Raw genomic sequence first — 21,178 nt, 5'->3', positions numbered from 1 at the left:
TTCTAAAGATGGCAAGAAAAACAATGTTGGTACCAACCAACTTTATTCTATATTAAAATTCTAATTTGTCAATACTAAAATTGTAAATATTTTCCATCTATGTAATAGAGCTTTATCAAACGAACGCCTGACGTTATGAACACCACAATTAGGACAAAATTTAGTTTTTTTTCCACAATGTTTTTCTTTGCATACAGAACATTGAATTTCATGAAACCATTCATCGCTCCAGCCAACCCAGTACCATGCACTTGCCGGGCGAACGGGTCATACCGATAATTTGCACTCTGGAAATATCTTTTGTGTTATAGCGGAATAATCATTATATGATGTATAACATGTGGTAAAATAATGAAAAATGATTTTGAAATGAGGTAGGGGAAAATGATGGATAACGGATTTATTACATTTACCATTGGAAAACAAAAAAACATCGCGTTAATTGCCCATGATGGGAAAAAGCGCGAACTAATCGAATGGTGTGCGGAAAATCAGGATATCCTCAGAAACCATTTCTTATGCGGAACCGGAACAACGGCAAGGCTGATTGCGGAAAAAACCGGACTTCCCGTAAAGGGTTATAACAGCGGCCCTTTGGGTGGCGACCAGCAAATCGGGGCCAAGATTGTAGAGGGTGTAATCAATTTCATCATATTTTTTTCCGACCCATTGGAGGCACAGCCGCATGATCCGGATGTAAAGGCGTTGTTAAGGATTGCTCAGGTTTATGATATTCCTATTGCAAATAATAAGGCAACTGCCGATTTTATGATCCGTTCTCCGCTGATGAATCAGGAATATGAACATAAGGTCATTAATTTCAAACAGAAAATTATTGACCGTGTGAACGATAGCCAGCTGATTAAGTAGAAAAGTAGGGGATATAGTATGATTTCTGTAAAAATACGAATCGATAGCGTGGATAAAGTAAAAAAATTCTCCTCCATTATTACGAAGGAGAATCTCAATTGCGAACTCGTCGAAGGAGTTTATATTCTTGACGCAAAGTCTATTATGGGAATTTTCAGCCTGGATTTAACAAAGCCGATTCAACTAAATATTCACTCCGACGACAAGGAGATCCTGAATAAATTGCAAGATTTCATTGTCAATGAATGATAAGCCGTCATGGCTGGCGCAGAAAATACGGTACTTTTTGCTTTCATCCTCGAATGGTAATCGGCTGGCTTGTGTTTGGGCATTCCGCAGGAAAATGGTATAACGTTGCTTCCTGCTGTTATTAGAATTCAGATAGGCTTTTAAAAGGATTGTTTGCCCATGAATCCGTTTCCTATGGTTTCGATCAGGACTTTCTTCATATACCGATCCATTCCCCTGCCGTCGGAGTAGATAAGCGGCCAGGGGAATGTTGTGGATTAGTGAAGATTATTATAAGCCGCAGACAGCAGCGTGTTATTTCGGTCGTAGCTTAGTTCCCACGCCGCCACGCCTTTCAGACCGTGCGAAGCGGAATACTGCGCCTTTAAGGCAATTGAGGAAACATCGTCGTAGCTAATAAACGTACTGCCGCCGGACAGGGTCGGAACCTTCGCTTCGGACGGATAAAAACTCGACAGCAGTCCCTTTGACAGGTAATTCGAAACAATCGAATCATAACCGATTGCTTTCGCGCTTGTGAACCGGGAATAAAGCCCGTTGTTTTCTGCGCTTACTCCGTTGTATAGATAACCGTAGAACGGCAATCCCATGACAAGCTTCTTTGCGGGGAAGCCCGCGTTTTGCCACGCCTGTAGGGAAGAAACAACGCTAGCCTTATACTGCGGGGAGGAATCCGTCGGGGTATAGAGCGGTGCGTTCAGATCAGAGTAGGTATCCCACGGCCCGTGCATATCGTAAGTCATATCGACCGCGTAATCGACACAGCTTGCAAGCTGCGAAAGCTGAACATTGCGGGTATAACTGTCCGAGGAACCGCCCGCAAAGGTCAGGTAATAGTATTTGCCGTCGGTGGCCGCCTGGGCGTTCAGCGCGGAGCGCAGGGCCCGCATAAGCAGGGTGAAATTTGTTTTATCCGCAGCCCGGCCGGCAGCGCCGCCGCTAACTGGATATTCCCAGTCAATATCCACTCCGTCGAAACCGTACTCCTTAATAAAAGCTACACAACTTTTTGCAAAGGCTTTGCGCCTCGCATCGGTAAGGGCGGCATCCGAAAACCGGGCGGAGCCGTCCCACCCGCCAATGGTGATAAGGGTTTTCAGACGGGGATGTTTCTTTTTAAGAGCTGTGAGCTTTCTGAAATTCGCGTAGTCAACAGAAGGGTCATTCACCGCGATTTTCAAATTTGCGTCAATATCGGCAAAGGCATAGTGTACGACATTTATCATGGAAGCCTTGATTTTATCGGGTGTAAAGCCGCTGTGGGCCGACCAGTTGGCATAATAACCTGCCGTTATTTTTGACGGCAGCGCCGAAGCCGGCAATTTTGCCGCCGGTTTTGAGGAAGTAGCGGATGATCTCGATGTGCTTGCGGCGCCGCTCGATGTTGGTGCGGAGGAACCGGATGAGGAGGAAGAACCGGTTGCAGAAGAACTGGGAACGGAACTCGACGGGCTGTTCACCGCGTGAATATTTTTAAGGTATGCCCCGTAAACCCAGCCTGTTCCGTTGTTGAATGTAATTTTGTGCCATCCCTGGTAGCTGTTCATTATGTATGCGGTGACGCCTTGCGGAAGGGAACCAATAACCCTGGATGTTTCGGCATAGGTTTCGTGAACATACAACGGGTTTGCCGTAACGGTACCTGCGCGGGTCGTCTCGTTTGTCTTGGTGGATGTTCCGCTTTTCACCGCCCCTCCTTCGGCGAGCTGCGAACCGGAAGTGATACTTACCATCAACACAAAAATGAGTAAGGCGGAACAACCCTTTTTCCATTTTAGCACTACTGAATACCTCTCTGTCATCAATCATTCCATCTATTTTCCAAAGCTGGCTGGCTTGGCTTAGCGTTTTCCTAGTTATTATAAAAGATTTGTATCGCCGGAAACAATGAATAAATAATGGAAACCCGGAAGGTCAGGGAATGGGGGCTGTGGTATTGCCCGGTGTGTTCCCATGTGGAGTTATGGCGGTTGATGCGGAGATTTTGCTATAAGATAGAGTTTTATTTAAAGGCTGGATGTGAATCCGGCCTTTATTTTTTTAATTCGAAAACCCCTGGATATGCCGGAAATAAAAAAGTTTTAGCGTTGAGCGAAAATGCGGACTAAACCTTACCCGAAATTCTGTCATATCGGTTTCAAAGAGAAGCCAGACAGCTTCCGTGAACAATTGGTAGGGAGGGGGGAAGCCCCAAAATGCTTTCGATTTTTAATTTGCTTTTTGCGCGGGAGAGGGCAGGGGTGAGAAGGATTGTTGCAAGCGCATGCTCATATGGCATAATGAGTGATGAAAGTGGTTATACTGCCAGCGGTTTTAATGGTGTTCACATAACCGGACAATTTGATTGTTTTGAATTATGAAAAGAAGAATGTTATTTGTTTCATGAAATTACATGCGTTTTCTGTGTTATTTAACAAAAAATATTGTCGTTATTTATGCTTTATATCTGTTGACTACAATTGAAATCTGAGTATAATGAACTCGTAACTGGTTATGATGACATGATGTCATGATTAGGAGGAGCGCTTATGGACCAAATTATGCTTCCAAAATATTATATTTTGAAGCAAAAATTGATTGAAAAGATTGATCAAGAAGAGTTTAAAGCAAACGAGATGATTCCAAGCGAACGGGAATTAATCCAGCAGTACGATGTAAGCCGCATCACCGTTCGCAAAGCAATCGATGAGCTGGTGAATGAAGGATACCTGTACAAGGTGCAGGGCAAAGGAACGTTTGTGAAGTCGGATGCGTATAGCCAGGACTTAATTTCGATTACAAGCTGTACGCAGGATGTTATCAATCTGGGGATGACACCCAGCAGGAAAGTCATTTCGGCCTCTGTTCTTGAAGCGGATAACAAAAGATGCCGCAATTTGGAACTTGGAAAAAACGAAAAGGTATTCCGGCTGGAAAGGGTTTACTATGCGGACAGCGAACCCATCAACCATACCGTAACCTATCTTCCCTATAAGCTGTTCCCCGGCATTGAGAAGTACGATTTTTCAAAAGAATCCCTGTATAAAGTACTGGAAGAAAAGTATGATATTAAAATCACGAAAGCGAAGCGGTCCGTCGAAGCCATTCTGGCGAAAGACAAGATTGCCGAATATCTGGATGTGGAACCCGGAAAACCCATTCTTCTGTTTGGCTGTATTACGTATGGCATTTCAAATGGAAAAGAAATCCCGATTGAAAATTTTAAATGCTGCTATCGCAGCGACAAATTTAAATTCTATATCAATCAGGTAAAGTGAGCCCCTTTCATATGTCCCCCTATTTTTTTATTTAAATAAAAGGAGAATCGCAATGAAAAGAACATTGAAAAAGGTCTTATGTTTTGCAATGGCGGCAATGATGGGCCTGTCAGCTCTGACCGGCTGCGGCAGCAATACGTCTGTTTCAAGCGGCGTGGCTTCCACACCCGCAAAAAGCGACAAGAAAATCGCAATTGTCTGCGATGCCGCAGGGCAGAACGATAACGGCTACAATCAGGCCGCTGTAAACGGCGCAAAGGAAGCAGCAGAGAAGTTCGGCATTCAGTACAAGGTAGTGGAACCCACAAACGGTGTTCCGGCAGCCTTGGAAACGCTGGCGGACGACGGTTACAATGTAATCTTTAGCCTGGAATATGATTTCGACGCTTTAATCAAAGGCGTGGGCGGCGCGAAACCGATCGCGGAAAGCTATCCGGACACCACATTTGTTGTATTCAACGATAATCCGAATGTGACTTCGAGCGGTGATGTAAAATACAAAAATGTTATTTCCGTTATGTTCGACGTTCATGAAGCTTCTTTCCTTGCAGGCAGCTTAAGCGTACTGGTCAATGAGAATGCCAAAACACTCTTCGCGGACGGATACAAGTTTAAGGATCCGGCCAGCGGCGGTCGTGCAATCGGCTTTATCGGCGGCACAAACTCCAACGGTATTACCGTATTCTCCTATGGCTATATCCAGGGTATCAACTATATGGCCAAAGAGCTCGGTGTAAAGTATGACTATTATGCAAAATACGATGCGGGCTTTACGGATTCCGCGCTCGGTAGCACAGTAGCGGGCACGTACTATGATAAGGGCGCCAACATCGTTTACGGTGTGGCAGGCGGCGTCGGCGAAGGGATCACCTCCAAAGCAAAGGAAGTAGGCAGACTGGCGATTCAGGTCGATGCGAACAAAGACAATCAGCAGCCCGGTTACGTCCTTACAAGCGTTCTGAAAAATACCAACGTTCCGGTTGTGACAATCTGCACCGCGTTGGTTGAAAACAAACTTTCTTCTATGGAAAACTTACAGTCTTATTCCCTGTCTTCGGGTGCCACCGGCATTACGGATTTGTCCGAAATTAGTAAGCATATCGCTTCCACCGACGCGGCAAAAGCCAAGTGGGACGAAATAAAAGCAAAGATTGCCCAGATCGAAAGCAAAATCGGTTCGGAGATCAAAGTAGTCAACGCACAGGCCGGCGAGAAGTTTGACGCGTCCGCCTGCCCGAATGTAAATATAAAATAACGAAAACGATGCAAGGGGCGTAGATTGAAATGAGCATCATTAAGACGATCGATCTAACCAAAAAATTCGGTGATTTTACTGCAAATGACAGGATTAACATTTCAGTAGAAAAACAGGAGATTAAATGCATAGTAGGTGAAAATGGCGCGGGGAAATCCACTTTGATGAATATGCTTTATGGATTGCTACGTCCCACAAGCGGAAAAATATTGCTCCATGAAAAAGAGACTGTGATCAATGGGCCGATGGATGCCATTGCACACGGGTTGGGTATGGTGCACCAGCATTTTAAGCTGGTGCCCAGCCTTACCGTTTATGAAAACATCCTACTTGGCGCGGAATTGAAAAAATCTTCAAAATCACCAATTATTGATCGGAAAAAGGAAATTGACGAAGTCAAAAAGCTGATTGAAAAATATAAGTTTGAACTGGATCCTACTGATAAAATCGAGGATATCTCCGTTGGCGGAAGGCAACGGGTGGAAATCCTCAAGATGCTGTACCGTAACGTCGATATCCTGATCCTCGACGAACCGACCGCAGTATTGACCCCGCAGGAAGTGGACGAGCTTTTTGTAAACCTGAAGGAACTGCGCGCACAAGGCAAGACAATCATTGTCATCACCCATAAGCTTCGTGAAGTGATGGAATTGAGTGATAGTGTTACGGTTATCAAGCAGGGCAAGGTTGTAGGAAATGTGTTGACCAAGGATACTTCGGAAGAAGAACTGGCGCAAATGATGGTGGGCAGGGAAGTTGTTCTGACCGTACAGAATACGGCGGAAAACAAAGCATCGGAGGAAATTGCCTACCAGGTAGAGGATGTCTGCACGATTAACGATTATGGGAAGGAAGTTCTTCAGAATATTTCCTTCTGTGTGCATAAGGGCGAAATCCTCGGTGTGGCCGGTGTGGAAGGAAATGGCCAGTCGGAACTGGTGAAAGTGCTGACAGGCCTTATGAAAACGACCAAAGGTAAGGTTTCCATATATGGCAAGGATGTTACAGATAAGTGGCCGGACGAACTGCGGCAAAACGGTTTGGGGATTATCCCGGAGGACCGGTATGCACAGGGCCTTTGCGGCACAATGAGTATTGCGGATAACTGTATCGCCGGTTATCACAGCGTCCCGGATGTCTGTAAATTCGGTCTGCTGGACAGAAAGAACATAAGCTGCAAAAGAGATCGTTTTGTAAAGGATTTTGATATTCGTGTGGGCGATATCAACGGCAATGTTGGCCAGCTTTCCGGCGGAAACGCGCAGAAAATTATTATTGCGAGAGAGTTTGAAAGCAATCCAAAGCTTTTAATAGCCTGCCAGCCAACGCGCGGCGTCGATATCGGCTCTATTGAATTTATCCATAAACAGATTTTGGATTTCCGCAATAAAGGCAATGCGGTCCTGTTGATTTCTAGTGAACTGTCGGAGGTCATGAGCCTGTCCGACCGGATCATCGTTATGTACAAAGGCAGGATTATCGGTGAGCTTTCTCCGAAAGAGGTCAGCAGATCCGAAATAGGCCTGCTGATGGCGGGAATTCAAAATAACAAGGCAAAAGGGGCATTTATATGAAAAGAATGGATTTCGGGAAACGCCTTGTAAATTCGGTTCTGCCTGTTTTGTTGGCGTTTGTGATCGGCGGAATCGTAATTTTGATGATTGGCGAAAATCCCTTGGATACATATGGAATCCTGCTCGGTAAATCTCTGTTTACCGTAAAAGGTTTTCTGAACACGCTGCATTATGCTTCGCCGCTTATTCTGACCGGCCTTGCGATTGCTGTTACATTTAAGGCGAATATTTTTAACATGGGCGTAGAAGGTCAACTGCTGCTTGGAGCATTTTTCAGCGGTATCGTCGGTACCTCGCTGCCGGCCTCGCTGAATCCGGCGGCGGCTCAGCTTCTCTGCCTCGCGGTGGGCGTTATCTGCGGCGTTGTGTTTGCACTAGTTCCGGCAATCCTCAAAGCATACTGCCATGTAAATGAAATGGTGGTTACCCTGATGCTCAACTATGCGATGATCAAGGTGCTGGAATTCCTTGCGACCGGCGTGTTCCGTGACTACAGCTCCGGATACGTTTGCACGCCGATTATCAAGGAGAATGCAATGTTTCCCCGCTTTGGGAACTCCAAGCTTACTATGTTCTTTTTTATCGCGATTCTTGTATTCATCGTTATGTATGTTGTCATGAACAAATCAAAGCTGGGTTACGAAATCACCGCCATTGGGAAAAATCCGGAATTCGCGGAAGCAACGGGCATGAAAGTGCACAAAAAGATTATGATCATGATGATCATTAGTGGTGCGCTTTCCGGCTTGGCCGGTGCGGGCTACATGATGAGCGAGCAGTTCAAATACACCCTGAGCTTTTCCGGTAATCCGGGACTCGGCTGGGACGGTATGCTGATTGCCCTGCTGGGCGGCCATTCCCCCGTCGGCATTTTGGTTGCGGCAATTTTCTATTCCGCTTTGAAGACCGGTGCAGACCACATCAATCTTTACTCGACCGTCCCGAAAGAGATTGTTTCGGTTATTCAGGGGTTGATTATTCTTTTCCTTGCGGTGAAATTTGTGGATGAGCATACGAATATTCGGGAAAAGCTTTTCAGAAAAAAGACCGGCAAACCCGAAACGGCCATAAGTGAGGAGGCGTAAAATGGACATCATAGGAAATATTTTATATGATACCATTTATCATAGTGCCCCTATTATTTTGTGCGTAATCGGCGGTATCTTTGCCTATAAGGCAAATGTGCTCAATATAGCGCTCGAGGGCATGATGCTCATCGGCGCGTTTGTTTCAACGCTTACCGCGTTTATGACGCAGAATATCGCGCTCGGCGTGTTGCTCGCCGTGCTGGCGGCGCTGGCCTTTGGAGTGGTTTTCTCCCTTATGGGGGTTACTTTCAAGGGAAACGTGATTATTATCGGCCTGGCAATCAACCTGCTTGCCTCGGCCATTGCAAAATTTGTTCTGGTGCGGATGAATACCTCCAATATCACGCTGAGCTTTATGAATGTGGCTGATCTGAAGCTCCATATCCCAGTAGTCGAAAACATTCCGCTTGTGGGGAGCATTTTAAGCGACCATCCGCTGATCACGTACATCAGCTTCCTTGGTATCTTTTTTATGTGGGTTTTGATGTACAAAACGCGGTTCGGCATCTATGTCCGTGTGGTCGGTGAAAATGAAGACGCGGCCAAGAGCATTGGCCTAAAAACCGATTTTTATAAATATGCAGCGATTTTAATCGGCGCTGTGTGCTGCGGGCTTGCGGGTGCAAATCTTTCTACCGAACGCCTGGGCCTTTTCACCAATGATATGACCGCCGGGCGCGGATTTATCGCAATTGCCGCAATCTACTGCGGCCAAGGGTCCCCGACTTTATCTGCCATATATGCCGTTGTCTTCGGCTTGGCGCGCGCCCTCTCCGTTAATCTGAGTATTTATGCCGGTCCTGCGGCGGGGCTGTTTGACGTTATCCCGTATGTCATTATGGTGTGTGTGCTTACGGTGGTATCTGTTTTGAAACATAAGAACAACAAGGTAAGAGGTTTTAAGAATGAATGAGACAGCTCTTATTATTGTGGATATGGTAAAGGACTTTACGGATCCGGATGGTCTGGTGTTTTATCCGCAGAATCGCGAGATTCTGCCCAGGATTGTGCAGGTTTTGGAAAAATGCCGGGAAAAAGGAAAGCTGGTTATTTTCCTCCAGCACTGCAACCGCGCGGGCAAGCCGGACGAAAAGGCGGCGGCCATGCGCCCGAACTGTGTGGAAGGAACCAGCGGCATCGAAATCGACCCAATGCTGAAAGTGAACCCGGAGGATTATGTAATCCGAAAGCGCCGCTATAGTGGCTTCTTCGGTACGGATCTTGACCTTGTACTCCGTGAAAATCATATTAAAAATACTGTAATCGTCGGAACAAAAACCAACTGCTGCATTCGTGCCACCGTAACGGATGCGTTCTATCTGAATTACAACCCGATTGTTATCCGCGAATGTGTGGCGACAAATTCAGAAACAGTAAATGAAGTACACCTCAACGATATCCAGAAATATCTGGGAACGGTTGTGGACATGAAAACATTTTTTGAGAAATTGGATAACGGAGAATGGTAATGAAGAAATATGATGTAATTGTGAGCGGCTATGTGAGCATGGATCACATGCTGAAGATCAAAACGCCGGCGGCCGTTGGTTTTACCTCTCTCATCGAGAATAAGACGAATTCCAGAATTTATTACGGCGGCTGCTCCGTTAACATTGCATACGCGCTGTGCAGGCTTGGATTGAAAGCGATGCCGATTCTTCGCGTGGGCGGGGATTATGAGGAAATCGGGTTTAAGAAATTCATGGAGGACGGCGGCGTTCCGCTGGACGCCACCTCCGTTATCGAAGAGGAAACAACGTCCGTTTGTTACTTGATCCAAGATAATAAAGGGCAGCATATCACACTTTACTATACGGGCGCCATGGATGAGAAATATTCCTGCGAACTGAGCGATGACATATTTGAAAATACGAGCCTGGGCGTTATTACCGTCGCGGCACGTAAGGATAACGAGGAGTTTTACCGAAAGTGCCGCGCACATAATGTGCCGATTGTCTTCGGTATGAAAGCGGACTTTGACGCCTTCCCGGAGCCGTTCCTCAAGGAACTGCTGCTGCACAGCAAGATTATTTTCACCAATGAATCGGAACGCGAAACGATTGAGAAGCTTCTTAACCTCAAATCGATCACAGATTTGTTTGCCCTTGGCGAGATGGAAATTATTGTGACAACATATGGAAAACAGGGAAGTACTTATTATCAGCGGCAGGCGGACGGTACGATCGACAGCCAATGCATTCCGATTTGTGGCTGCACGGAGGTGGTGGACACCACCGGCTCCGGGGACGGTTATATGGCGGGATTCCTGTACGGCTACCTGCAAGGGCTGCCGATGGCGGATTGCTGCCGGATGGGCAGCACCCTCTCTTCCTTTATCATAGAAAAAGAAGGCTGCTGTACGAATGCGCCGACTGTGGAAGAGATCACAAAACGCTTTGAAAACTTTAAAAAATGTGTAATGTAAGGAGACAAAAAATGTCAACATTATATTTAGGAGCGGATACGTCAACGGTTGCCCCTTATGTTCTGTTTTCGGGTGACCCGTTCCGCGTGGAAGTTCTGAAAAAATATCTTGAAAAGCCGCAGCATGTTGCCTTTAAACGGGAATTCAACACCTACACCGGTTCCTACAAGGGGGTGCCGGTTACGGTAACTTCTACGGGAATCGGCGCTCCCTCCGCAGCGATAGCCATGGAAGAAATGTATGAATCCGGCATGAAAGTGGCTGTACGTATGGGTACGGTAATGGCTTTGCAGGATGATATGCTGGGGCATTTTATTATTCCGATTGCCGCCATGCGCCGCGAAAGCACCAGCAAAACCTATGTGGAAGAAAGCTATCCCGCGGTTGCCGATATCGAACTGGTCAATATCATGAACCAGACGGTGACTTTTTTTGGAAAGCGTTACCTCAACGGCGTCAACTGCACCATGGACGGCTTTTACAGCAAGATGCACGATTCCAAATTTTCCAAGGAATGCGGAATTAACATGCTCAAAACCTTTGAAGAATTAAAAAAGCTTCATGTAACCGGAATCGATATGGAATCCTCGTGTATGCTGACGATCGGGCGGCTGATGGGTGTGAAAACCTGCATTGTTACCATGGCTACCGTGCTTGAGAATTTGAAGGAAGTACTGGCCGGCCAGGATCGCATTGATGCGGAAGACTTGTTGTGCCGCGTTGTTCTTGAGGGATTATACCGATATCATACGCAAAATGTGGAGTGAATATCCGGTTTCTGTTTTTATTAAGAAAGGAAGAGATTGTTATGGACATCAGAGAAATTATTGCATGTAGAAAAAGATTTGTCATCGGTATGGTTCATTGCCTTGCATTGCCCGGAACCGCCGGGTTTGCAGGGGACTGCGATAAAATCTTAGACCAGGCGGTTCAGGATGCCGTCACGCTTGAAAAGGCAGGCGTTGACGCGATTATTGTTGAAAATATGGGGGACGACCCGTTTGCCGCTCTGCTGGATACTCCGCAGGTGGCCGCGCTTTCCGCCGCGACGGCTTTAGTGAAAAAAGCGGTAAAAATTCCGGTTGGCGTTGACGCGGCCTTTAACGACTGTGTTGCGTCTCTTTCCATCGCCAAAATCAACGGCTGTGACTTTGTGCGTATTCCGGTATTTGTAGATACCGTTGAATTTTACGGTGGGATTATTAACCCCTGCGCAAGGCTCTGTATGCAGACCAGAAAGAATCTGGATGCGGAAAATATTATGATTCTTGCCGACGTTCAGGTAAAGCACACGAATATGGTGCTTCCGCAGGTGACGATTGAAGCGTCTGCAAAAGCAGCGGCGAGCTGTGGCGCGGAGGCCATTATCGTGACCGGCTCCGCAATCGGTGTGGAAACTCCGCTTGAAATGATCCAACGCGTAAAGAAGGTTGTTAAACTTCCGGTTATCGCGGGCAGCGGCGTCAATGCGCACAATATCCGCGAACAACTGGAGATTGCGGACGGCGCGGTGATCGGAAGCAGTCTGAAGAAAGACGGTGTGCTGACCAATCCGATTTCTTACGACCTTGTACGCGAAGTGCTTAATGGGCTTAACAAATAAAAGGAGCAGTTAAAACCATGATGAGACCAATGAAATTAGCGGGCAGCGAGCTGATGTTCGGAGCGAACTGCCTTGCATATATTAAATCCGTTCCCTGTAAAAAAGCGTTCATCGTTGTGGGCGGCAAGAGCATGGAGCGCAGCGGAATTCTGGCAAAGGTCGAACGATATTTTCATGAAAACGGTGTGCAGACAACCGTATTTCAAGGTGTGGAACCGGATCCTTGCTTTTCAACCGTAAAGAGGGGCGCCGAGCAAATGAAGGAATTCCAGCCGGATATGATCGTTGCTTTGGGCGGCGGTTCGGCAATGGACGCGGCGAAAACCATGTGGGTGTACTATGAACACCCGGAGCTGACTACGTTAGAGGAAGTTCTTACCGCGAATCCGTTCCCGAAGCTCCGCCGGAAAGCCCGCTTTATGTGCATCCCGTCCACTAGCGGTACTGCAAGCGAGGTTTCCCGTTCGGTTGTTATTTCCGACGATGAAACAGGTATGAAGCACGGTTTGGGAAACATGGAAATGATGCCGGATATCGCGATCTGCGATCCGGAGGTTACCGCAACCATGCCACCTCATATTACGGCGGAAACCGGTATGGACGCATTGACCCATGCAATTGAAGCGCTGGTTTCCAACCGGGCGAATTACCTTTCCAACATCCTTGCACGCGCGGCGGCAATCGATATTGTCAATACTCTGCCAAAAGCATATGAAGACGGCCAAGACATGGCGGCGCGTGAAACCATGCTGAATGCTTCCATGACGGCGGGCCTCGCCTTCACGAATGTATCCCTTGGCATCGTCCACTCCATGGCACACACACTAGGCGGATTCTTCCATGTTTCCCACGGCCTTGGCGACGCGATCATCCTGCCGTATATCATTGACTTCAACAGCGGAAATCCGGAAGCAAAAGACGTGTATGACCGCTTGGCTGCCGACTTGGACGGTACGGATCTTGCGGAGATTGTCCGGAACTTGAATAAGAAAATCGGCATTCCCGCCTGTGTGAAAGAAGTTGTGAAGGATGAAGCTGCGTATACCTCTCAATTAGAAAAAATGGCCGAAACCGCCAAAGCGGACGGCTGCACCAAGACAAATCCGATCATCCCGACCATCCCGCAGTTCGTGGAGCTGTTTAAGAAAGCATATCATGGATAATAAGAATTATACAGAAGGAATGAAAATGCTATGAATTTAATCTGCTATCTATCAAATGGATATCCAACGATTGAGGACAGCATCGAGATGGCCAGGACCTACGTGGAGGCTGGCTGTGATATGATCGAAATTGACTTTCCCTCTCACAACCCTTTTCTGGAAAGCGAGTATATTTCTAACCGTATGGCAGAGGCATTAAAGAACTGCGATGATTTCGAGAAATACATGGAGGGCATGATTAAGGTTAAGAAGTTGCTCCCCAATACGAACTTTATCCTCATGGTGTATGAAAACACCGTTGAAGAAATCGGTGTGGAGAAATTTATCCGGTTCTGTCTTGACAATGATTACCGTGATATTATTCTTGTCGGTTTAAAAGATGAAGTAATCAAGAATCAGTTTATTAAAGAAGGCCTTCGTGTCAGTTGTTACGTACAGTTCCATTTACCGGAGCAGGAAGTGGAATATGCGCTGAAGTCCAATGGCTTTACCTATATGCAGGCGGTGCCGGCTCCGGGGCAGGCAACCGAGGAACACCCGACTTTGGAATCATGCATACAGTACCTGCGGGAACGCGGTTTAAAAAACCCGATTTACTGCGGCGTAGGAGTACATAATCCGAAAGATGCGGCAATGGTAAAGGCGGCGGGCGGCGACGGAGTGTTTGTAGGCAGCACCATTCTGAAACTGCATAACGATAAGCCGGCGCTCATGTCCCAAATCCGTGAGTTTAAAGCAGAATGCTGATTTTAATCGAATCCCTGCATGAAAGGGAGTCATCTATTTGCACCCATACGCTTTTTAAAAACAATCAATAACCGAAAGAAAAGCCGTACCGGTATTCCCTGAGGGATACCGGTACGGCTTTTCTGCGTATTATGGCCTATTTGATATTTCGGTAGAGAGTATAATCTTTTTCCTCTTTACGAAACTGATTGATTTTCTCTTTCAGCTCCATACATTGTTTATTCAGCGTTTCCCGGGCTGCTTTATCCAATGCGCCAGCCTTTTGGAGAATCTCCGCACAGTCGCGGGTAAGCTTCAAAATCTTTCGTTCTTCATTGCTGTTACATTGATCGTCTGAAAGATCCTGTCGGAATATACGGGTTAAATGCTCTTGCTGTTCGGCGGGAAAATTTTTCGTCAGCTTTTGAATCAGGCTGTTGCATTTATTTACCCTTTCTATGTATATACCGCGTAATTCAAGGAGTTGATCCAGTTCGACCTCCGGTTCCATGCAGCGAACTTCAATCTGCTTTGTTAAATTCCATATCTTTGTAAGCAAAAGAACCTTTTGCTCAAGACAGGCAATGATTTCATCCATTCTCAAAAAGCCCTCCGAAAAGGTGGAATTCTATTTCCAGCCTTTATTTTTTCATATGACAGAGTTTTTCGGCTTCCGACCATGTATCCCTCATATTTTCCACCAAAGGAACCAGTTCATCCAGATAGGAGGATTCACGTTTAACCTCGGCTTTTATGATTTGCTGGTTGAAAAAATAGTATAGATCATATAACTCCTTTGATATACTATAATTCCAATCCAATATGGAAGAAAGATAAGTGAAAATTTGCTTGCATTTATCGGTGCATTTCTCGGCGGTTTCATAATTTTTCTCTTTAAACATCATAGACCCGTAATGCAGATTCTTTAATGCCTCGTTGAACAGCATGACAAGCTGTTCTCCTTTGGACATTGTATTAATCGATTGCGTTTTATATTGCCTAATGGGATCAAATGGCATTTTAAGCTCCTCCTGAACTTGAATTATGCGGAAAATCACGAGGAAGTGCCGTAATCAAAGAACATGCTCGCCTGTGTATTCATCCGGCTGATATATTGTTCCAGTTTAGTGAATTTCGCGTAGTAACGATCCTGCTCGGTCTTCAGCCGTGTTTTCAATTCCTTTATTTTTTGCGTATAAGAGCTGATTTCCTGAGTAAGGGTACTGTTGTCATATTTTGTGCTGTTCTCAAGACCTGCTTTTGCAACCAGCAACCCGTCTCCTCCGGTTGTTTTAATGTTATCGTTGATTACGTTCTGTACTTTGGTCGCAACGCCGTTGGAATCCGTAAACAGAGAAGCAACTTTATCCGGATCATTCGTAAGGGCCGCTTTCAGCTTATCTTCGTCAATTGTAAGCAGGCCGTTTCCGGAATAGTCATTCGCTTTTGTGGAAATTCCAATTTCATAGAGAGAACTCTTAACGGAGTCCACCTGATCCGTCATTGCCTTGCGAAGGTTGAGGCAGAGATTCATCAAAAGGGAATCGCTGTTTAATATGCCAACCTTGGCCTTCTTTTCATATTCTTTAATCTGCGTTTCCGTCATTTCCGCTTTTTGGGCGTCCGTCAGCGGTAAATATTTGTCGTCCGCACTTTGGCGCTCGTTGATTTTGGTTGTGCAAAGCGTAATAATGCTATTGTAATCGTCTACGAAATCCTTTATTTTTTCATACAGTTTATCCGTTTCGCTGTTTACGGTAAACTTGATCGGGTTTGTGGCGGAAACAGTACTGTCCGTTATCCCGAGTAATTCAAAGTCGACCCCGTCAAGCGTGAATTTATTTTCCGACCGGGTGATTTCGATTGCATTGTTCGCGTTGCCGTCAAAGCTGACCGTCATCTTGGCGTCCTGGCCTTTTGTCAGGCTGTACGCAGAACTGTTTTCGATGTAATTCCCGTCCGCGTCCTTCGTCGGCACAGTACCAAAGAGAACGTTCGCAAGATTGCATTTGCCATCAATGTTTTGTACATCCACTCGGCTGGAGCTGCCGCCGCTTTTCGCCGTAATGGTGAACGAGTCGTTCACGCTGGAGTACGAAATATTCACGTTCGCGTGCGTATCGCTGTTGATTGTTTTGATAATCGTATCAATGGTATCCGTCTTTTTAAAGGTAAACTTCTGATCGTTAATGATGATGCCATACGTACCGTCATCCGATGCCGTGAGCGAGGTGCTAAGGTCAGCTTGGATATCTTCCAGCGTTTTATTGGTGTTAATGCGGTTTGTTTCGCCGGCATACACCTTCAGCGCACCGTTGATGCCAAGGATGCCGCTCTTGTCACAGGTTTCCAGCGATAGGACGGAGGTGCTCACAGCAATGCCGTTTTGCTTAGAATCCTTATAGGTTGAAAAAGACAACGACCCGGAATCTATGGATACCTGTACCTTGCTTACCGTATTCCCGTCCGCATCCTTTGCTGTTCCAAATTCAGCAGTCAGCTTTTTCTGCAAATATGCCTGAAGCTTTTCTGGCGTAGAATAATCATTGTCCGCAGAGTTTAAGTCGCTTATGTCGAACGTAATGTATTTTTTCACACCGTCTAGTGAAAACGTAAGGGTGGAACCTGCAAGCGTATCACCCAGATATTTGCTTACAAGTTTGGTGCGGTCAACCGTACCGGAGGTTGAAATCGTATCGCCCGACCTTAGGCCTAGTCCCTCCAGCAGATTCTGGCTTCCGCCGGTAATGGACAGGTTCTCGGATACGCCGTCTTTTGTGAAGAAGGAAACCGTGCCGTCTTCAGAAACAGTAACATCCAATTTGTCCTTCAAATCAGTTGCAGTTCCGCTTGAATCCGTATTCTTTTGAATCGCTTCTTTTAACACTTCCTGCAGAGTATTTGCCGCAGTCGCACTATCGGAAGGGATTTTGGTGTCTTTTGGAATGGTAAGCGTGTAGTCGGTGGAACCAATCTTAATATTTAGCGTGGACCCTGTTGTCAGCGTATTTTGAAAAAAGAAATCTGTGTCCGGCGCGGTGCTTCCTGTGATTTGCGTGGCGGCGGATGAATTTTTTTCAAGGCCTAATCCTGCCAGAAGAGTTGCAGTTCCGTCCTTAATGGTGATGTTTCCGGTTGCGGAACCAGTTTTTGTTAACGTTACTTTCCCGTCCGCGTCAACGCTGAACGAAACATTGCCGGCCAGCTCGTTTGTTCCCGCAATCGCATCGTTTAAGGCATCCGTGATTTTGCTGACGTCGTCGCCCGGGTTAAAAGTAAGGGTGCTGTCCAAGGTCAGTTGATAATCCTTGCCATCGTAATTGATCACCATTGTATTTCCCGCGACGTTGCTGGGCAACCACGAAGCGCTAATGCTTCCAGTTTTAATTGCCTGCTTTGAGACCTTGTGCATGGAAGTAAAGCTTGCCTGCTGTGCAAGCTGGGTTATTTGGGTTACCAGCATGTTTTTGGCAGCAGTTGCGCTTCCTGTTACATTAAGGAAAGTGGATGAATTTTTAATGGAAGTGGAAGTAAAGAAATTACGGTTCAAAATACTGCTGCTGGTAGTCGTTGATAAATATTTTGCTTGAAATTCTGACAGCGCTTTTATTACTTCCCGGTAAGATTCTTGCCTCCATTGCGCTATTTGTTTGTTTTGAAGTTGTTTATCTATTTTACTCTGTGTTCCCGATGAAAGCTGTTTTACCAGCTCGTCTGTGTCTAATCCGGAAACAAGACCGCTTAACCGTTTATTTGATGATGTTGTGGTAGCACTTGAAGAAGAATTCGACTTTGAAACGATCATGGTTATGTACCTCCTGACAATGAAATGTCAAATAATAAACCTCTTAATGCATATATCGTACTGATACGAGAAAAAATTAAGTAAATTACAATTAAAAAACCTATAAAATTAGAATTATTTATAGAATATACTTTGACGAAATACAGTTGCATATGGTATGATATACAATAATAATTCGAAACATGGGAAGAATATATTTAAATTGAATGTAAAGGGGATGGTGTGTGATATGGCCTTTGTCCCAATCAACAAATTAAAACCTGGCATGATATTAGACAGAGACATCTATTTATATAATAACGTAACCTCAAAGGTCATGATGCTGCGATCCGGCCAAGTTTTGTCAGAAGCTTATATTGAAAGGCTTCATGAGTTTGATATTCTCGGAGCCTACATTCGTACCAATGAAGAAAGGACCCGCATTCCTTCACTAAAATTACGATATCCTATTAAAAAGGAGTTAAGACAGGAAGCACTTCTAAGCCTAAAGCAGGTTTATAAAATGTTTAACCAGGGTGCTCAAAGAATCAACGTGAGAAGCATTAACCAAACCATGAATATCTCCAAAAAATTGGTGAATTCTTTAAAGTGCAACGTGGAAGCGAAAATCAGCATCGCAAATTTAAAATTATACGATGATTATACATATAACCATTCTCTTGGGGTTTCTATTTTGTCGATTGCAATTGGATTGGAACTAGGGCTGAAAACACAGGAATTATATGACCTTGGGCTGTGTGCTCTTTTACACGATATAGGGAAGATGGCAGTACCGATATCCATTATTTCTAAGCCGGCCAAACTTACCGAGGAAGAGTTTAATATTGTTAAGCAGCATCCCTCAAACGGGGCGCTATTTTTTCTCAAACATCATTTGGCAAATAAGTCGATTTGCGAAGGAATCCTCACGCATCATGAAAAATACGATGGCACCGGGTATCCGCGCGGGCTTTCCGGGGAAGACATCCCTTTATTCGGGCGGATTATCTCCGTAGCGGATGTTTACGACGCGTTAACCTCCGTTCGGCCCTACCGGAAACCGTCCACGCCCACGGAGGCAATCGAATATATTATGGGATCAAGCGGCATTGCGTTTGACCTTAAAATTGTTAAAGCTTTTTTAAATAAGGTTGCGCCGTATCCGATCGGCTCCTGCGTGAAGCTGAGCAACGGCGAAGTCGCAATTATTGTAAAACAGAACGACTTTAATCCGATCCGGCCTATTATCCGGCTTCTGAAAAAGCCGGACGTTTTAATGGATTTATGCTTTCAACGCGATGTGCAGAATATTGTAATCGAAGATATTTGCACAATTACAACTGAACCGTGAAAATAAAAGGATGGAAAATTCATTTCCATCCTTTTTTGACGGTATTTTAATTTTGCTCGATGTTTTCTACCATTGTGCTGTTAACAAGCTCGATTTCACTTTCATTCAGGATTTTGCTGGTGTCCAAAAGCATGACGACTTTATTGTCTACCTTGCCGATTCCGGTTAAGTAGGCATTTGTGCGGTCCTTGGACATTTTCGGCGGGGGAGAGATGTTGTTATCCGAAATAGTGGTAACTTCGTCAACCGAGTCAACGATAAAACCAATATGGCTTTCGTCAATTTTCGTTACAATAATGCAGGTGTGCTCGTCATATTCCACCTCTTCTTTGCCGAAACGCAGGCGTACGTCAATAACAGGAATAATGTCTCCCCTTAAATTAATGACTCCCTTCGCGTAATGGGGGGAATCGGGGACAGGCGTTATTTCCTGCTTGCCGATAATCTGTACAACATCGGCGATCGGAACGCCGAAAAGTTGTTTATCGGTCCAGAATGTTAAGTATTTTCCTTTCATTTCGCTCGTATCATTTTGCTCAGCGATAATCTCTTTATCATTTTCCACATTGATCACCCTATCATAAAAATTTTTTATAATACTGTGTAATTTAAAGAAGCCCTCTGGCAATCCTGATTTGCTCCCTTTGCAGTTCAAATAGATATCTGCAAAGCAAATCAGACTGATGCGTCGTATTATCCAGAAAAGAACACCCGTAACCATTCATATACGAGTCTCCTTTGATCCGCTCTACCTTGCAGTTGAAAGGAATACGATTTCCAAAAAGGCACAGGGTTACCGTAAAGTGCTGATTTATTTCCAGCTTCTGCGTTGTATTCATAAATAAGCCGCTTAAACTCAGATCCGTAATAATTGCGTCAAATTCCTTCGAGCCCGTTTCCCCGGTTGTTTTGTCCGGCAGCAAACGCGCCTTCACTTTTTTGGTAACTTTTAGCCGGAAGAAGCTTCTTTGTTCAAAATCAACCAGATTCTGAATATCTGTAATTTGCATTAATTCGGCAGTCGAAAGGAACACCTTACCAACCAGAACCTTAAACCCTGCAGTATTATTATAAATGTTCATTTTTACCGGTGTATTGCAATGGATAATAGGAAGATTATCGAAGTCATTGCAGATCTGAATCGCACCATGCAGAATATCGCTGATCAACCCGGTCGTAATCAATTCATTTGAGATTGTCTTTATTTCACACGGCGAATGAAGATACTGCGTTGATATGGGGAACATATTGAAAATACCTCCAAAAAACAAATATCCGGTAAAACTGAAGAAATGTTAATTTCAAGGTATTTGATCATCGTCTTCATCCGTCAGGATTCTTTCAATGTCGAGCAGCATGATGGCGTTATCGTTTAGTGTTGCGATTCCTTTTACGAAATTATTGACGGAATCTTTCGCCAGCCGTGGAGTTTCGCTGATTTGATTTTTGGCAATATTCGTTACGTCGTTAACACTATCGACAATAAGCCCCACGCTTAATTCGCTGACTTCCGCAACAATGATGCTGGTGTGGTCATCATATTCCCGCTTTTCTTTATTAAACTTCAGCCTTACGTCAACCAATGGAACGATTTTTCCTCTTAAATTGATAACACCAATGATAAAAGGCGGTAATTTTGGAACAAAAGTGATAGGCTGCATGCGGATAATCTCTACTACCTCGCTACTCGGGATCGCAAAAAGCTGTCCGTCAATAAAGAAAGTTAAATATTTTTCCGTAGGAACATTTTCAACTTGTGTATTATTTTTCATTAAAACGTCTTCTGCCATATCATTCACCATTTCTACCGTTGCCGTTTTCGGTAAGATCTTT

The 21,178-nt window shown here is 45.2% G+C and carries 20 protein-coding genes and 1 pseudogene; 14 read left to right on the top strand and 7 right to left on the bottom strand.

Annotation, left to right across the window (positions count from 1 at the left end; translation table 11 throughout):
- Positions 1-384 precede the first annotated feature (384 nt).
- Together CAGA_RS08215 and CAGA_RS08210 are read left to right on the top strand one after the other, a co-directional pair.
- Positions 385-870 (top strand): methylglyoxal synthase, encoded by a 486-nt coding sequence (locus tag CAGA_RS08215; RefSeq protein WP_461949988.1) that lies wholly within the window; start codon positions 385-387, stop codon positions 868-870.
- An 18-nt stretch (positions 871-888) separates the two neighbouring features.
- Positions 889-1,119: an HPr family phosphocarrier protein gene (locus tag CAGA_RS08210; protein WP_135659710.1), complete on the top strand. Its 231-nt coding sequence runs from the start codon at positions 889-891 to the stop codon at positions 1,117-1,119.
- Between the two features lie 257 nt (positions 1,120-1,376).
- On the opposite strand, the gene CAGA_RS08205 is transcribed toward CAGA_RS08210, so the two are convergent.
- On the bottom strand, positions 1,377-2,900 hold the full coding sequence (locus tag CAGA_RS08205; protein ID WP_167875188.1) for a glycosyl hydrolase family 18 protein: 1,524 nt from the start codon (positions 2,898-2,900) through the stop codon (positions 1,377-1,379).
- Between the two features lie 747 nt (positions 2,901-3,647).
- On the opposite strand from CAGA_RS08205, the gene CAGA_RS08200 reads away from it, so the two are divergent.
- The 11 genes and pseudogenes from CAGA_RS08200 to CAGA_RS08150 all read left to right on the top strand — a co-directional run.
- Positions 3,648-4,376, top strand: coding sequence for a GntR family transcriptional regulator (locus CAGA_RS08200; RefSeq protein WP_135659707.1), 729 nt, complete (start codon positions 3,648-3,650; stop codon positions 4,374-4,376).
- A 52-nt stretch (positions 4,377-4,428) separates the two neighbouring features.
- A complete protein-coding gene (locus CAGA_RS08195; RefSeq protein ID WP_135659705.1) occupies positions 4,429-5,631 on the top strand; it encodes a BMP family lipoprotein in 1,203 nt (400 codons plus the stop codon).
- A gap of 29 nt (positions 5,632-5,660) precedes the next feature.
- Positions 5,661-7,205: an ABC transporter ATP-binding protein gene (locus CAGA_RS08190; protein WP_135659703.1), complete on the top strand. Its 1,545-nt coding sequence runs from the start codon at positions 5,661-5,663 to the stop codon at positions 7,203-7,205.
- Entirely contained in the window at positions 7,202-8,290 is a 1,089-nt protein-coding gene (locus CAGA_RS08185; RefSeq protein ID WP_135659701.1) for an ABC transporter permease, read from the top strand. The genes CAGA_RS08190 and CAGA_RS08185 overlap by 4 nt, the downstream gene beginning before the upstream one ends.
- Position 8,291: 1 nt before the next feature.
- On the top strand, positions 8,292-9,206 hold the full coding sequence (locus CAGA_RS08180) for an ABC transporter permease (protein WP_135659699.1): 915 nt from the start codon (positions 8,292-8,294) through the stop codon (positions 9,204-9,206).
- Positions 9,199-9,762, top strand: a complete 564-nt coding sequence (locus tag CAGA_RS08175; protein WP_135659697.1) for a cysteine hydrolase family protein — start codon at positions 9,199-9,201, stop codon at positions 9,760-9,762. Before CAGA_RS08180 ends, CAGA_RS08175 begins: the two co-directional genes overlap by 8 nt.
- Positions 9,762-10,718: a carbohydrate kinase family protein gene (locus tag CAGA_RS08170; protein WP_135659695.1), complete on the top strand. Its 957-nt coding sequence runs from the start codon at positions 9,762-9,764 to the stop codon at positions 10,716-10,718. Before CAGA_RS08175 ends, CAGA_RS08170 begins: the two co-directional genes overlap by 1 nt.
- 11 nt (positions 10,719-10,729) lie before the next feature.
- The gene (locus CAGA_RS08165; protein WP_135659693.1) at positions 10,730-11,485 is read left to right on the top strand and encodes a nucleoside phosphorylase; all 756 of its coding nucleotides are present in this window, start codon (positions 10,730-10,732) and stop codon (positions 11,483-11,485) included.
- A 41-nt stretch (positions 11,486-11,526) separates the two neighbouring features.
- Positions 11,527-12,321, top strand: coding sequence for a BtpA/SgcQ family protein (locus CAGA_RS08160; protein WP_135659691.1), 795 nt, complete (start codon positions 11,527-11,529; stop codon positions 12,319-12,321).
- A 17-nt stretch (positions 12,322-12,338) separates the two neighbouring features.
- Complete coding sequence (locus CAGA_RS08155) at positions 12,339-13,484, top strand: iron-containing alcohol dehydrogenase (RefSeq protein ID WP_135659689.1); 1,146 nt, start codon at positions 12,339-12,341, stop codon at positions 13,482-13,484.
- Between the two features lie 27 nt (positions 13,485-13,511).
- Positions 13,512-14,231, top strand: a pseudogene (locus CAGA_RS08150) (tryptophan synthase subunit alpha); the annotation flags it as partial.
- A 136-nt stretch (positions 14,232-14,367) separates the two neighbouring features.
- Here the strand turns inward: CAGA_RS08150 and CAGA_RS08145 are convergent.
- Genes CAGA_RS08145 through fliD form a run of 3 tightly spaced genes read right to left on the bottom strand, consistent with a single transcriptional unit; the run spans position 14,368 to position 18,015 of the window.
- Positions 14,368-14,808 (bottom strand): hypothetical protein, encoded by a 441-nt coding sequence (locus tag CAGA_RS08145; protein ID WP_135659684.1) that lies wholly within the window; start codon positions 14,806-14,808, stop codon positions 14,368-14,370.
- A gap of 43 nt (positions 14,809-14,851) precedes the next feature.
- Positions 14,852-15,229 carry a flagellar export chaperone FliS gene (fliS, locus tag CAGA_RS08140; protein ID WP_135659682.1) on the bottom strand — a complete coding sequence of 126 codons (378 nt, stop codon included), beginning with the start codon at positions 15,227-15,229 and terminating at the stop codon, positions 14,852-14,854.
- A 35-nt stretch (positions 15,230-15,264) separates the two neighbouring features.
- Positions 15,265-18,015, bottom strand: coding sequence for a flagellar filament capping protein FliD (gene fliD / locus CAGA_RS08135; RefSeq protein ID WP_243112995.1), 2,751 nt, complete (start codon positions 18,013-18,015; stop codon positions 15,265-15,267).
- 502 nt (positions 18,016-18,517) lie between these two features.
- On the opposite strand from fliD, the gene CAGA_RS08130 reads away from it, so the two are divergent.
- Positions 18,518-19,345 (top strand): HD-GYP domain-containing protein, encoded by an 828-nt coding sequence (locus CAGA_RS08130; protein WP_243112994.1) that lies wholly within the window; start codon positions 18,518-18,520, stop codon positions 19,343-19,345.
- 46 nt (positions 19,346-19,391) lie between these two features.
- Here the strand turns inward: CAGA_RS08130 and CAGA_RS08125 are convergent, their stop codons facing one another.
- From CAGA_RS08125 to CAGA_RS08115, 3 genes are read right to left on the bottom strand one after another with little or no spacing between them, the layout of a single operon-like run.
- Positions 19,392-19,910, bottom strand: coding sequence for a chemotaxis protein CheW (locus tag CAGA_RS08125; RefSeq protein ID WP_243112993.1), 519 nt, complete (start codon positions 19,908-19,910; stop codon positions 19,392-19,394).
- Between the two features lie 43 nt (positions 19,911-19,953).
- Positions 19,954-20,592 (bottom strand): PilZ domain-containing protein, encoded by a 639-nt coding sequence (locus CAGA_RS08120; RefSeq protein ID WP_135659676.1) that lies wholly within the window; start codon positions 20,590-20,592, stop codon positions 19,954-19,956.
- A 54-nt stretch (positions 20,593-20,646) separates the two neighbouring features.
- Positions 20,647-21,135 carry a chemotaxis protein CheW gene (locus CAGA_RS08115; RefSeq protein ID WP_243112992.1) on the bottom strand — a complete coding sequence of 163 codons (489 nt, stop codon included), beginning with the start codon at positions 21,133-21,135 and terminating at the stop codon, positions 20,647-20,649.
- Positions 21,136-21,178: the final 43 nt, after the last annotated feature.

The organism is Caproiciproducens galactitolivorans (assembly GCF_004768785.1).
Classification (GTDB): Bacteria; Bacillota; Clostridia; order Oscillospirales; family Acutalibacteraceae; genus Caproiciproducens; species Caproiciproducens galactitolivorans.
This window is presented reverse-complemented; position numbering and strand designations above follow the sequence as displayed.